The organism is Nioella nitratireducens (genome assembly GCF_001879715.1).
Lineage (GTDB): Bacteria > Pseudomonadota > Alphaproteobacteria > Rhodobacterales > Rhodobacteraceae > Nioella > Nioella nitratireducens.
This window is the reverse complement of record NZ_MNBW01000001.1, coordinates 233,590-246,122: the sequence shown is the minus strand read 5'-3', so window position 1 is coordinate 246,122 and position 12,533 is coordinate 233,590. Positions and strand designations below refer to the sequence as shown.

The window sequence follows — 12,533 nt, the reverse complement described above, 5'->3', positions numbered from 1 at the left end:
TTCCTCAGGTTGCCGAGGCTTCGGCTTTCATGGCGTCGTAAAGGGCCTTGGCCTGCTTGGCGATTTCTTTGCGCAACGGGTTTTTCGGGGCGAAATCCGACAGCGGTTCGCCGTGATCGCAGGCTTGCGTGACCTGTTTGGCCCCGTCCGGCAGGTGGGTGCTGATCGTGATGCCAAGGCTTTCGGCAAGCCGCTTGATGCGGGCCTTGCCGCCGATATCCAGCCCGCGCGGGGCACGGTTGAGAACGTAGTGCACCTTGTCGAGCGGCAGGTCTTCGGCTTGCAACGCCTTGATGAAGCGCATCGTGTTCTGGGCCGATCGCATGTCCAGATCCAGGGTCGCGAAATAGACATCGGCCGCGTTCAGCACCGTTTCGGTCCATTGAACGATGGTAGACGGCATGTCGATCACGACGATATCGGCGCATTCCTGAGCCAGCGCGATCAGCGCGGCAATCTCGTCGGGGCCCACGATGTCGAGCGGCAGGATATCGGCGGGGGCGGTGAAGACCCCCATCTTGTCCCCATAGCGCTGAACCGCCTGCTTGAAGGCGGGCAGGTCCATTGTGGTCGCCTCGGTCAGGATTTCGAACACCACCTCGCGGCGCGGCAGGTCCAGATAGGTCGCGGCCGATCCGAATTGCAGCCCGAGGTCGATCAGGCAGACCGATGGCGGGGCCTTCTTGTCTATATTGGCCAATTCCCAGGCCAGGTTGACGGCAAAGGTCGTGGCGCCGCTGCCGCCGGCCATGCTTTGCACCGCAAAGATCACCCGGTCGCCCATCGTGGTTGTCGTGGGCTGCAACTGGACCTCTGGCGGTGGCGCCTGTGGCGTGGCGGGGGCGTCGGGGGCCGCCGCTTCCGGCGCGGGGGGCGTTTCGGCCTGTGGCGCGGCGGCGGGGGCTTCGGCTTGCTCCGGTGTGGCGATGGTCTGGCCGCCGCGCACACGTTCCAGCGAATTGTGAAAGGCGCGGTCGGGCAGGGGGTAGGGCACGAAATCGTCGGCCCCGGCCGTCAACAGGCGATGCAGGATAGGCGGGCTGACATCTTCGGCGACAAGGATCACCTTGACCCCGGCTTCCTTGGCTTGGGCAATCACTCGGCAGATCATTTCGACATCGGGTTCGTCGGCGTCGTCGACCGCGACCGCCACGAATTCGAGGTCATCCGCTTCGGGCTGTGCAAGAAAGGCCTGAGCTTCGAGAAAGTTCAGATCGCCCCAGGCTTCGCCCAGTTCCGCCTCGATGTCATCGATCAGCAGGTCGAACGTCTGCACATCGCGGGCGATGGTGCACGCCACGATCGGTGCAGGATTCGATTTCAGCGCAAGGCCTCCACTCATCGTCATTACCCCGGATCGCCCGGATTGTTCCCGGGTCGGTTGTCAGATCGGCACCAACAGGATGCGGCTACCGGAAGACAGCGCACCCGCCCGCTCGAACTGGGCCTCGGGTCTCTGTCTCCAGTATCGTTTTTGGTCGCCAAGTTAGGCGACAATACGACCAAAAAGCCGAAACTATTGGGTATTCGTGGGAAGTTGGGGCGACCTGCGGTCAGCCATTGGTCGAAGAGCGCGGCCCGCCATAGGCCCGATAGACGATATCGGCATAGCGCCCGTCAAGGACGGTCGGATGATTCTGAACGAAGCCGCTGACCTCGGTTACGGTGCGGCGGTTGCGCTGTTCGCGGTCTTGGGTGGCGACAAGCGGTTGCGTCTCGCCAAGGCTGACAAGCGCCTCAAGTCGGCTGCGCTCGATCCCTTGACTGACAAGGTAATTCACCGCCGTGCGGGCGCGGCGCAGGCCAAGATTATAGTTGTAGGCATCGCTGCCAACCAGGTCGGTGTGGCCATAGACGCTGAACCGCACCTCGGGGAATTGCAGGATCCAGCGGGCCTGCTGGCGCAGAACGGCGCGCGCGTCTTGCGTCAGAGTGGCCGAGTCGAAGGCGAAATTGATGGTGGTGGGCACCTCTTGTGCGAACCGCGTCGACAGCTCTTCGACGTAGGACCGCTGGCCGGTCATCACCAGAACGTTGTTCATCGTCGGGTCGCCAAAACCGCCCTCGTCGAGGAAGCGGCCTGCCTCGCCGACATTGCGGATGCGGTCACAGCCCGTCAGCGACAGGGCCGCGACGCTTGCCAAGAGAAGTGCAGTCAGCCGAAAACCCATGTCCTTACTCCATCACGTAGCCGTAGGAGCCACTGAAATCTTGCTGCGCGACATCCCCGGCGGGGGTGCCATCGGCGGGGGCCCGACCGGCGGTCTGGCCATAGAGGAACAACTGCGATTCGGAGGGGATGCGAATCCTGTCCGTCGGCAGGGCCAGTGCTTCACCCCGTGTGGGCGACACCAGATGCGCGCTGACGATGATCACCAGTTCCGATTGCTCCCGCTGGTAATTTGCGGACCGGAACAGCGCCCCGAGAACGGGAATGTCGCCAAGCCACGGTACTTGGCCGATGGCATCGCGGAAATCGTCCTGAAGCAGCCCTGCGATGGCAAAGCTTTCACCGTCCCGCATTTCAACGGTTGTCGAGGCGGTGCGGGTGCGCAGGCCCGGCACGCCGGTTTGTGTATTGATCAGATCCGCGTCGATGGCCGAAACCTCGGCGGAAAGGTTGAGGTTGATCACTTCGTCATCGACAACAGTCGGAGTAAAAGAAAGGTTTACGCCATAGGGCCGAAATTCGACCGACACGCCGGTATCCGTTTGAACGGGAACGGCAAATTCTCCGCCAGCGTTGAATGTCGCGGTCTGGCCCGACAGGGCGCTGAGGTTCGGCTCGGCCAAGGTGCGGACGACACCGTTGCTTTCCAGCGCCTCCAGCAGAACCGAGAGTTGCAGGCTATTGTTGCCGAAGCTGATGCCAAGGGCGCCTTCGCGGCCGGTCATGTTGGTCGCGGCGGTCGAGCCGAGTCCGAAGGTCGCAGGCCCCGACGCGTTCGACGCACCGGTGCCGAGGAAGGCACCGCCATCGCCACCAAAGGCCGTGCCGGTGAGACCGAGCGAGGCACCCAGCTCCCGGCGCACGCTGCGCGACATCTCGGCAAAGCGGACACGCAGCATCACCTGCTGCGATCCGCCGACCATCATCATGTTGGAAACCCGTCCGGGGGCGTAGCGCGCGGCCAGTTCCAACGCCCGATCCACCACCTGCCCAGAAGATACGGTGCCCGACAGAACGATCCCGTCATTGGCGCTGCGCACCTCGACCGGTTCGTTGGGCAGGATTTCCTGCAACCGCTCGCGGAACTCGGCGAGGTCAGGAACAACCTGCACCTCGACATTGGCGATCAGCGTGCCCTCGGCGCTGAGCAGCGTCATCGTGGTGCGCCCCGGCGCCCGGCCCAGAACGTAGATGGTATTTTCCGAGAGGGTCGCGATATCTGCGATCTGCGGGTTGGCGACGGAGAGTTCGGCAAAGAGTGCCTCGCTTTCCACCACGACGGCCCGGTTCATCGGCACCCTGAGGGTCGCCGAGGTATTGCCCTCCAGCACACGAAGGGATTGCGCCCGCGCGGTCGGAGCGGCCACGAAAGCCAGCGTTATGCCCAACAGGGCTACGCCTAGGTGACGCCAAATGCTCATTGTGATCCTGCCTCTCTGATCACGATTTTTGGGGAGCTCTTGCGGCTCTTTTGCCTGCACAATGCCCCAAATTGGTTTCTGGCGCAAGAATCAGGCGCTTGGGGGCCTGTGTTCATGTGGTGAACAGGGCACGGTGGGGCAGGGGTGGGGTCAAACGACGAAAGGCCCCCTAGATGAAGGGGGCCAATCGCAGGGAAAATCCCGATCAGTTGGTGCATGGCACCTGTGTAACCACCACTTCGGCGCCGCGCCGGTTGCGCACGGTGCAGATGCGGGGGCCTTGCGGGGCGGCTTCGGCGACGACGCCAAGCAGGCTGTCCTGATCGACTTCGACGTTGGCCGAGAGGGTCTGATCGCGCACGCCGACAAGCGCGAGGGTCAGGTTGCCGGTGGCCTGGGCCTGGGCCAAGGCCGCGACCTGGTCTGGCGGAGCCTCGACCGTGATGGTGCGGGCGATGGTCGGGTTGTTGCGGTCTTCGTCAGCGATCTGGTCGATGGCGATGATCTGCACCGAGGCCTGGATCAGGCGGGTGACATTCTGGCCACGGGCGTTGCCCGTCCAGTAGACATCGACCCTGTCGCCCGGGCGCAGAAAGCCTGACACGCCACTGGCCACGTCGACCCGCAGCGCGAGGGCCCGCATGCCATCGGCAAGACGAGAGGCGACGCCAGCGTCTTCGCCCGGTCCGGTGACCTTGGCGACCAGCACCGGTTCATTGCGTTCCATCACACGCAGGACGGTGCGCAGACCGTCGGTATCCGGCGGGAAGAGATCTTCTTCACTGGTGAAGGCGCCGAAGGGCACGTTGCCCTCGGGCCAGCGGATGGCGCTGACATCTTGCGGGCGAATCTGCTCGCCGTAGCGCATCTGGCGATTGACCACGTAGACCGTGGTCGTCGGCACAATGGCATCCTGCTGCGAGGCGATCGCCGCCTGGTATTGGGTAAAGCGGTCTTTGGCCACGTACACGGCAAAGCCTGCGAGGCCGACCCCTATGATAAGGACAAGTCCGAAGATAATTCGCATGTCACTGCCCTTTTTTGATTTGCTTCGGGACGCGGTCGCAAGATGCGGCCGCTGGTTCATCTCGGTGACAATGCCAGTGAAATCGGGCGAAAGAATGGTGCGGGCGCGACCTTCCTTCGGCGCGCCCGACCTTGGCACCAATGCCATGCACCAGTGCCATGCGACGGGGGGCGATTCAGTCCGTGGTGGTGGTCGTGCTGGTCGAAGTGGACGTGGAGGCAAAGCCGGCGTTCACATGGTCGACCTCGAGCTGGTCCTTGATGTCGCCGGACAGGTTTTCAAGCCCTCCGGACACGACCGACATCACGGCGAGGCCCAGGCCCACCAATGCGGCGGTCAGAACGACCCAGTCGACGGTCACGGCGCCGGATTCATCAAAGGCGAAGGCGGTCAGGGATTTCATTGGCATGGTATGCTCCTGCAACTGCTGTGATTGGATGGCTCTGCGGTAGATGCAGAGCAGCAGCGCATTCTGTCGCCGGTCCTCGGGGGGATATGCCCCCAAGGGACCGTACGCACAGGGCAGAAACAAGGCAAAGGCAGGTCGTGGGAACGCCAATTCCCAAAAATTTTCCTCCAATCCTGACGGCCCCCGCCGCCGGGATCGGTTTCGATCAGTTGAAACCGTCCGAGATCATGTCGGTTTCCAGCTGAGCTTTGATTTCGCTCGACAGGCTTTCCAGCCCCGAGGACACGGTATTGGTGACGGCAAGACCAAGACCGACAAGCGCGGCGGTCAGGACAACCCAGTCGACGGTAACAGCACCGGAATCGGACAGGGCAAAGCTTTTGAAACGGGCCAAGGCACGCATTGCAGATCCTCCAGGTATTTAGGGATGTGGCAGCATCCCGGGCAGACCATGGCAAGATCGCGGCGAATTGGGGCAAAAGTGCGGCAGAAATGCGCAATTATGGACAGAATGTGGCGGAAATCGGGAAACAGCGAATGGGGATCGTAGAGGGAAAGGAAACAAGAAAAAGGGCCGCTGCCCGAAGGCGCGGCCCTTTCCTTGGGAAAACCAGTGGTTGGCGATCAGTCGCCGAACGTGGTGGTGATATGGTTGGTTTCCAGTTGGGTCTGGATGTCGCCCGAGAGGTTCTCGACGCCAGCCGACACGACGGCCATCACGGCCAGGCCGAGGCCAACGATTGCGGCGGTCAGAACGACCCAGTCAACAGTGACGGCGCCGGATTCGGAATTCAGGAAGGTCTTGATCATTGTCTTGCTCCAGGTTTGGTCTGCTTTGCCCTATGGGTGTCTGCCCCCTTGGGATGAGGTGAATGTCGCCTCGAATCCGGGCGGGAATTGGGCATTGCAGAGGAATTGTCTGGAATTTTAGTGATTTTTTCCTGACCGGCTGGTGCGCGGCGGCCTGCGAATCCCGCGCAAAGAAAAAGGGCCGCTGCCCGATGGCGCGGCCCTCTTCGATGGGGTGTTGGACGATCAGTCGCCGAACGTGGTGGTGATGTGGTTGGTTTCCAGTTGGGTCTGGATGTCGCCCGAGAGGTTCTCGACGCCCGAGGACACGACGGCCATCAGGCCAACGATTGCGGCGGTCAGAACGACCCAGTCAACAGTGACGGCGCCGGATTCGGAATTCAGGAAGGTCTTGATCATGGTATTTGTCCCTCGATAGGAGTTGTGTTGCTTGTCTGCGTCCGCCTCACGTTTCGCAGGATCTTGTTTTACGATGCGATCCTGTCCGCTTCGGGGACAGCCATAGATAGCCGGTCAATTCGGGCGGCTTTGGGGCGTGTTTTCGGTCTTTTGCAGTAAAATTTTATTCATCCCGGTCAAATCAGATTCCGAGAAATATTAGCAAAAACAGTAAGTTGAAATTTTCCGGCCCGGTCTGGCACCCAGGTGGACACAAGAATGGGATATTTATTAACGCATGCAGGTCTGGCAGGCTGTGGAAAACAGCGAGCAGCGGGCAGCCGATGGGCCTTGTGAAAACCACGTTCCTGAGCTTTTGCGCCGTGTTGGCGTTGGCGGCCCCCTCCTTGGGGCAAACCACTGCCGGTGCGCCCCCGCCCTTTCCCGATTTCACCTTTCGCATGGTGCCAGCCCGGACCTCGGATCAGAGTGGCCCGCGGATCAATGTCCAGATCGGCGACACCCAGCCAGAGGCGCCGATGCCCACTGTGCGGCAAACCCCGCCCGACCCGATTCCCACGGCTTCGGATTGGTTCTGGGCCGCGATTCCCGCCGGGCGCGAGGCGGGGGCGGGCCGATTCTCGACCGCGCTCGACCTGCTGGCGACCGCGCCAGAGGCGGCGGACCTGCCGGTGATGCGCGCCGATGGTCTGCTGGCATTGGCCGAGGAACATGGGGCGCAGTTGATGCAAGCGACCGTGGGCACGCGGATCTCGCCCGCGCTGGCCCTTGCCGTGATGGCGGTCGAATCGCGCGGCGACCCGGCGGCGCACAGCCGGGCCGGGGCCCAAGGTCTGATGCAGTTGATCCCCGCAACGGCCGAACGGTTTGGTGTCGCCAACAGCCTTGACGCCAGCCAGAACATCGCGGGCGGGGTGGCCTACCTCGATTGGCTTATGGCGGAATTCGACCGTGACCCGATTCTCGTGTTGGCGGGCTACAATGCCGGGGAAGGGGCCGTGCGGGCGGCGGGCGGCGTGCCGGACTTCCCCGAGACGCGCGACTATATCCCCCAGGTGCTGGCCACTTGGCGCGCGGCGCGGTTGCTGTGCCTGACCCCGCCGGAACTGGTGTCGGACGGGTGCGTTTTCCGCACGATGGTTGCCACCAGCGGCTAGACCCCTGCTGCGCCGCGCGTTTTTGCGGTATAGTGCCGACAACAGCCTGCTGTAAGGAGCCGCCCAGATGGTCAGGTCTATCCTTGTCGTTCTCTTCCTGTGTGTCGTGTCACCGGTCTGGGGCCAATCGTGGTGCACGAATGCGCCACTCAACCCGACCGAGCAAACGATCTGCGCCACGCCCGACCTTGGGTGGCGTGATGCGCAGATGGTGCAGGCCTATGACGCGGTTCGCCACCTGCCCGGATTGCCTGCGCAACAACAGGGCTGGTTGGCGCAGCGCAATGCCTGTGGATGGAATGCGGGCTGCATTGGCGCGGCCTATGACCGTCGCATTGCCGCCTTGCAGGGCCTTGTAACCGGGGGCGGCAAGCCGCACGCGCCCATGGGCCCGTTGCACCCGACGGGGCCGGCATGGTGTGCCGACGGTGCGCTCAATCCCACCGAGCAGACGATTTGCGCCTCTCCAGAGCTTGGGCAGATGGATCGTTACATGGGCGATCTCTACAATCAGGTGCGGTCCTATCCAGGCGTGGCGACGGATCAGCGCAACTGGCTGGCCGCGCGCAACGCCTGCCGCGCGGATCACACCTGTATTCGTGCCGCTTATGAAAGCCGCATCTCGGGTTTGCAGTCGCGCTACGGGATCAACTGAAAACGCCGCCCCGAAGGGCGGCGCTGTCTTGTCCATAGATCCGGGCCGTCAGTCGACGATTGTCGCCTCGGTCGCGGCGCGCAATTCATCTTCGGTCACGCCCTCGGCGCATTCCACGATTCTAAGACCGCCCTCGACCACGTCGAGCACACCGAGATTGGTGATGATGCGGTTGACCACGCCCTTGCCGGTTAGCGGCAGGGTGCAGGCCTTGAGCACCTTGGAATCGCCATGCTTGTTGGTGTGGTCCATCACGACCACCACGCGGCCAACGCCAGCCACAAGGTCCATCGCGCCGCCCATGCCCTTGACCAGCTTGCCGGGGATCATCCAGTTGGCGAGGTCGCCGTTCTCGGCCACCTCCATCGCGCCAAGGATCGCAGCGGCGATCTTGCCGCCCCGGATCATGGCAAAACTGGTGGCGCTGTCGAAGAAGGACGTGCGCGGCAATTCGGTGATGGTCTGCTTGCCCGCGTTGATCAGGTCCGGGTCTTCTTCGCCCTCATAGGGGAAGGGGCCCATGCCGAGCATACCGTTTTCCGATTGCAGGGTAATGTCCTTGTCGCCCACGTAGTTGGCCACCAGCGTCGGGATGCCGATGCCGAGGTTCACATACATGCCGTCTTCAAGTTCTTCCGCCGCGCGGGCGGCCATCTGGTTGCGGTCCCAGGGCATTATGCTTCCTCCCGCTTGCGCACGGTGCGCTGTTCGATGCGTTTCTCATGCTCGCCTTGAATCAGGCGGTGCACATAGATGCCGGGCAGGTGAATCCCATCGGGATCGAGGCTGCCGCGCGGGACGATTTCTTCGACCTCGGCGATGCAGACCTTGCCGCACATGGCCGCGGGCGGGTTGAAGTTGCGGGCGGTCTTGCGGAACACGAGGTTGCCGGTGTCGTCGGCCTTCCACGCTTTCACGATGGAAATGTCCGCGAAGATGCCGCGTTCAAGGATGTAGTCCTCGCCGTCGAACTCTTTCACTTCCTTGCCCTCGGCAATGACGGTGCCCACACCGGTTTTGGTGTAGAAGCCGGGGATGCCAGCGCCACCGGCGCGCATCCGTTCGGCCAGCGTGCCTTGCGGGTTGAATTCCAGCTCAAGCTCGCCCGACAGGTATTGCCGCATGAACTCGGCGTTTTCGCCCACGTAAGACGACATCATCTTCTTGATCTGGCGCGTATCCAGAAGCTTGCCAAGACCGAACCCGTCAACGCCTGCGTTATTGGAGGCCACCGTCAGATCCTTGACGCCCGCTTTCACGAGCGCGTCGATCAGCAGCTCTGGAATGCCGCAGAGGCCAAAGCCCCCCGCCGCAATGAGCATGCCGTCGAAGAGCAGCCCATCGAGCGCCTCGTCGGCTGAGCCATATACTTTCTTCATGGAGGTACTCCCATAAAATTCCCTGCCGCACCGTGCCGCGCGTCATGGGGGGAGTCAACGCGCCCCCGCCGCGCAGCAGCGATGGCCCTTTGCAATACGCATCTGCCCCCTTGGAGCAACCGGTTTCCACCCAGGTAGGTATTACTACGGACCCCGCCCGACCGGATCAGAGCGCTGCTTCCATCTCGGCGATCAGGACCGAACAATAGTGGTCGAACCGTTCCGAGGGCTGGCGCTGTGCCAGGATCTCGGCCAGCGGATCGGGGGCGCTGATGCGGCTGCCCGCCAGTTCCGCGATCACGGCATGGCCGCAGAACGGCACATAGGCCTCGGAATAGCCGCCCTCATGCACCATCACCAGTTTGCCGTCGCACAGCTGCGTTGCGGCCTCCTTGATCATGGTGGTCATCACCCGGAACGTCTCGACCGAGGCCAGCATCCGACCCAAAGGGTCCATCGCCGCCGCGTCATAGCCTGACGCCACGATGATCACGTCTGGCCCGTAATCGGCCAGCGCCGGGATCACCAGCCGCTCGACGGTCTCTATATACGTTTTGTGTCCGGCACCGGGCGGCAGCGGGATATTGAGGTTGTAGCCACTGCCCCGGCCAGAGCCGCGATCTGCGAAATCGCCGGTGTCGAGCGGATAGTTCCGCTCTTGGTGCACGGAAATCGTCAACACGTCCTGACGGTCGTAGTAGATCGCCTCTGTCCCGTTGCCGTGATGCACGTCCCAATCCAGCACCGCGACCCGGTCGGCCAGACCGGATTCGAACGCAGCCTCGATGGCGATGGGGATGTTGGCCAGCAGGCAGAAGCCGTTGGGCATGTCCGGCAGACAGTGATGCCCCGGCGGGCGCGACAGGGCGTAGGCATTGTCCATCTCACCCTCAAGAACAGCGAAGAGCGCCGCCTTGGCCAACCCCGCCGAGACCCGCGCGATGTCGTAGCCGTCGGGGCCGAACGGCGTGCGCAACCCCAGCTCTCCGCCGCCCGCTGCCGCCATGTCCCGAAACCGGGTCAGGTAGCTTTCCGGGTGGACGCGCAGCATGTCTTCATCCGTGACCATCGGGGCCGACCGCACGTCCAGTGCGGCCAGCAGCCCGGTCACATCCATCAGGTTCTTGAGCCGCCGCTTGGTTTCGGGGTTTTCCGGCAAGGTCGCGCTGGCCGTGGGCTGAACCAGCCCGCCGACATGCAACATCTGTGCGTAGTTGCCGCCTGAATGCCAGAAACAGCGTTCGTCCCAGAAAAATCCCGTGGCCATGTTTGCGCCTCCCGTCTTGTCCGGGCAGAGTGGCAATGGCGCGACGCTTGCGCAAGGGCACGAAGGCGTTAGGACTGGGGGGGAAGGAGCGTGCCGCCATGGCCAAGACCAGCCCAGACCTGTGCCATCTGGCCGTGCCCGGCGCGCGGCTGGCGCTGCGCGTGACGCCCAAGGCCTCGCGCAATGCAGTGACGCCGCCCGAGGCAGACGGCGACCCGCTGCGGGTCTATGTCACCACGGTACCTGAGGGCGGCAAGGCGAATGCAGCGGTGCTGAAGCTCTTGTCCAAGGCGCTTGGCGTGCCGAAATCCCGGCTGGAAATCGTGCAGGGCGCAACGGGCCGCGACAAGGTTGTCGAGGTCCGATAGGTTGGGGCCGCATCACCCGCCGACCAGCGATCTTTCGGTGTTGTGGAACGGGCAGAAGCCAACAAGGAGGCCCGAGATATGACAGATCCGACCGATGCCGAGCTTGCCGCGCGCTATCGGCCGCTGCTGGAACAGGAGCGGACCGACCTGCTTGCCGCCTCTGACGATACCGCCGAGGCGCGAAAGCCGGTGACGCTGGACCAGACCTCGGTCGGCCGTCTGTCGCGTCAGGATGCGTTGCAGGGGCAGGCGATGGCGGCGGCGATGGAAACCCGGCGGAACGGGCGGCTTACGGCAATCGCGGCGGCCTTGGCGCGGATCGACGAGGGCGCGTTCGGCTGGTGCGAGGATTGCGGTGACTTCATCGGCAGCAAGCGGTTGGATGTTGACCCCTGCGCCATGCGTTGCGTGGCCTGCGCGTCTTAGGGCCTGTCGCGCAAAAGCGGGAACCGGTCTTTCGGTCCTCTGACTTGCGATACGCTCTACTCCTGATCCGGGCGATGCAGCCGGTAGACGCCTTCCGGCAGGTCCAGCGCCGCGGCCAGATCCAACAATTGCGCCTCTGACAGGGTGATTTTCTGCACCGAGTTTCCGCGCGCATCGAACTGCTCCAGCGTCACGCATTCCTCGAAGGCCGAGATCACCACATCCTCTTGCAAGGGGGCGTCGCCCTCGTCGACCAGCGTGACCACGGTCGCGTCGAATTCGTGCTCGATCGTAAACATGGAAGCAGGGTAAGCCTGTCGCGCGGGAATGCCTAGCCCCTGCCTGATCCGATTTGCCGCAAGCCTGCTTGATCTGAGTCAAGGCCCTGCCGGGCCGTTTCCGTTTGGGTAACGGGGCAAGGCTGTTCCGCCCGGAATGGTCGCCAGCGATGGAGGTGCGGATGCCCGGACAGAAAGTTCTCGATCATCACGCAAAGCTCATGGGGCAGATGGCGGATCGGCTTGGGGCCGATCTGGACGAAGCCGAGTTGCGTGGAGAGTTGACGCCGTCGGAACGCGACGACATGGTGCTGAGCTGCTCTAACTGCACCTCGCCAGAGGATTGCGCGAAATGGCTGGGCAGCCACGCAAGCGCCGAAGACGCGCCCGCCTATTGCCGGAATGCCGAGAAACTCAAGGAACTGCGCAAGGGGTGAACGCCCCTGCGGAACGAGGCCCGAGACCATGCCGAACCGCTGCCTGCGCCCCTTGGGCGACCCCGTGCGCCACTTCTGGCTGGCGCAATCCATGGCCAAAACGGCGGGGGTCGACTTGGCCGATGCCGCGCATAAAGGTCTGATATCGCAACAGGAATGGGCCGGGACCGTGACACGATGCCGGGGCTGTTCCTGGGTGGAAGAGTGTGAACGCTGGTTGCAAGGGCATGATCTGTCGGGGGCCGAGGCCGCGCCTGCGGATTGCGTCAATGCTGGTGTGTTTGACCGCCTCCGGGGCTGATATTTCCCGGCTGGACCTTGTTGGCGTGG

The 12,533-nt window shown here is 63.2% G+C and carries 18 protein-coding genes; 6 read left to right on the top strand and 12 right to left on the bottom strand.

Annotation, left to right across the window (positions count from 1 at the left end; translation table 11 throughout):
* Positions 1 to 4 precede the first annotated feature (4 nt).
* The 8 genes from BKY27_RS01170 to BKY27_RS01135 all read right to left on the bottom strand — a co-directional run bounded on the left by BKY27_RS01170 (position 5) and on the right by BKY27_RS01135 (position 6,236).
* Positions 5 to 1,342 carry an AAA family ATPase gene (locus BKY27_RS01170; protein ID WP_071672583.1) on the bottom strand — a complete coding sequence of 446 codons (1,338 nt, stop codon included), beginning with the start codon at positions 1,340 to 1,342 and terminating at the stop codon, positions 5 to 7.
* A gap of 211 nt (positions 1,343 to 1,553) precedes the next feature.
* Positions 1,554 to 2,171, bottom strand: a complete 618-nt coding sequence (locus BKY27_RS01165) for an OmpA family protein (RefSeq protein WP_071672582.1) — start codon at positions 2,169 to 2,171, stop codon at positions 1,554 to 1,556.
* A gap of 4 nt (positions 2,172 to 2,175) precedes the next feature.
* Positions 2,176 to 3,591: a type II and III secretion system protein family protein gene (locus tag BKY27_RS01160; RefSeq protein WP_071672581.1), complete on the bottom strand. Its 1,416-nt coding sequence runs from the start codon at positions 3,589 to 3,591 to the stop codon at positions 2,176 to 2,178.
* A gap of 205 nt (positions 3,592 to 3,796) precedes the next feature.
* Positions 3,797 to 4,618: a Flp pilus assembly protein CpaB gene (cpaB, locus tag BKY27_RS01155; protein WP_071672662.1), complete on the bottom strand. Its 822-nt coding sequence runs from the start codon at positions 4,616 to 4,618 to the stop codon at positions 3,797 to 3,799.
* 175 nt (positions 4,619 to 4,793) lie between these two features.
* Positions 4,794 to 5,027, bottom strand: coding sequence for a pilus assembly protein (locus BKY27_RS01150; protein WP_146636137.1), 234 nt, complete (start codon positions 5,025 to 5,027; stop codon positions 4,794 to 4,796).
* A 205-nt stretch (positions 5,028 to 5,232) separates the two neighbouring features.
* Positions 5,233 to 5,430, bottom strand: coding sequence for a hypothetical protein (locus BKY27_RS01145; RefSeq protein WP_071672579.1), 198 nt, complete (start codon positions 5,428 to 5,430; stop codon positions 5,233 to 5,235).
* A 221-nt stretch (positions 5,431 to 5,651) separates the two neighbouring features.
* Positions 5,652 to 5,837: a pilus assembly protein gene (locus tag BKY27_RS01140; protein WP_071672578.1), complete on the bottom strand. Its 186-nt coding sequence runs from the start codon at positions 5,835 to 5,837 to the stop codon at positions 5,652 to 5,654.
* 225 nt (positions 5,838 to 6,062) lie between these two features.
* Positions 6,063 to 6,236, bottom strand: coding sequence for a pilus assembly protein (locus BKY27_RS01135; RefSeq protein ID WP_071672577.1), 174 nt, complete (start codon positions 6,234 to 6,236; stop codon positions 6,063 to 6,065).
* Positions 6,237 to 6,559: 323 nt separating this feature from the next.
* On the opposite strand from BKY27_RS01135, the gene BKY27_RS01130 reads away from it, so the two are divergent.
* Together BKY27_RS01130 and BKY27_RS01125 are read left to right on the top strand one after the other, a co-directional pair.
* Positions 6,560 to 7,393, top strand: coding sequence for a lytic transglycosylase domain-containing protein (locus BKY27_RS01130; RefSeq protein WP_071672576.1), 834 nt, complete (start codon positions 6,560 to 6,562; stop codon positions 7,391 to 7,393).
* A gap of 67 nt (positions 7,394 to 7,460) precedes the next feature.
* Complete coding sequence (locus tag BKY27_RS01125; protein ID WP_071672575.1) at positions 7,461 to 8,048, top strand: lysozyme inhibitor LprI family protein; 588 nt, start codon at positions 7,461 to 7,463, stop codon at positions 8,046 to 8,048.
* Between the two features lie 48 nt (positions 8,049 to 8,096).
* Here the strand turns inward: BKY27_RS01125 and BKY27_RS01120 are convergent, their stop codons facing one another.
* The 3 genes from BKY27_RS01120 to BKY27_RS01110 form a co-directional block, all read right to left on the bottom strand.
* On the bottom strand, positions 8,097 to 8,723 hold the full coding sequence (locus tag BKY27_RS01120) for a 3-oxoacid CoA-transferase subunit B (protein WP_071672574.1): 627 nt from the start codon (positions 8,721 to 8,723) through the stop codon (positions 8,097 to 8,099).
* Positions 8,723 to 9,427: a CoA transferase subunit A gene (locus tag BKY27_RS01115; protein WP_071672573.1), complete on the bottom strand. Its 705-nt coding sequence runs from the start codon at positions 9,425 to 9,427 to the stop codon at positions 8,723 to 8,725. Before BKY27_RS01115 ends, BKY27_RS01120 begins: the two co-directional genes overlap by 1 nt.
* A gap of 166 nt (positions 9,428 to 9,593) precedes the next feature.
* Positions 9,594 to 10,694 carry a class II histone deacetylase gene (locus BKY27_RS01110; protein WP_071672572.1) on the bottom strand — a complete coding sequence of 367 codons (1,101 nt, stop codon included), beginning with the start codon at positions 10,692 to 10,694 and terminating at the stop codon, positions 9,594 to 9,596.
* A gap of 98 nt (positions 10,695 to 10,792) precedes the next feature.
* Between BKY27_RS01110 and BKY27_RS01105 the strand changes: the two genes are divergently transcribed.
* Complete coding sequence (locus BKY27_RS01105; RefSeq protein ID WP_071672571.1) at positions 10,793 to 11,062, top strand: DUF167 domain-containing protein; 270 nt, start codon at positions 10,793 to 10,795, stop codon at positions 11,060 to 11,062.
* A 78-nt stretch (positions 11,063 to 11,140) separates the two neighbouring features.
* The gene (locus BKY27_RS01100; protein ID WP_071672570.1) at positions 11,141 to 11,488 is read left to right on the top strand and encodes a TraR/DksA family transcriptional regulator; all 348 of its coding nucleotides are present in this window, start codon (positions 11,141 to 11,143) and stop codon (positions 11,486 to 11,488) included.
* Between the two features lie 56 nt (positions 11,489 to 11,544).
* On the opposite strand, the gene BKY27_RS01095 is transcribed toward BKY27_RS01100, so the two are convergent.
* Positions 11,545 to 11,787, bottom strand: coding sequence for a hypothetical protein (locus BKY27_RS01095; protein ID WP_071672569.1), 243 nt, complete (start codon positions 11,785 to 11,787; stop codon positions 11,545 to 11,547).
* A gap of 161 nt (positions 11,788 to 11,948) precedes the next feature.
* On the opposite strand from BKY27_RS01095, the gene BKY27_RS01090 reads away from it, so the two are divergent.
* A complete protein-coding gene (locus BKY27_RS01090; RefSeq protein ID WP_071672661.1) occupies positions 11,949 to 12,203 on the top strand; it encodes a DUF6455 family protein in 255 nt (84 codons plus the stop codon).
* Between the two features lie 28 nt (positions 12,204 to 12,231).
* Complete coding sequence (locus BKY27_RS01085) at positions 12,232 to 12,504, top strand: DUF6455 family protein (protein WP_071672568.1); 273 nt, start codon at positions 12,232 to 12,234, stop codon at positions 12,502 to 12,504.
* Positions 12,505 to 12,533: the final 29 nt, after the last annotated feature.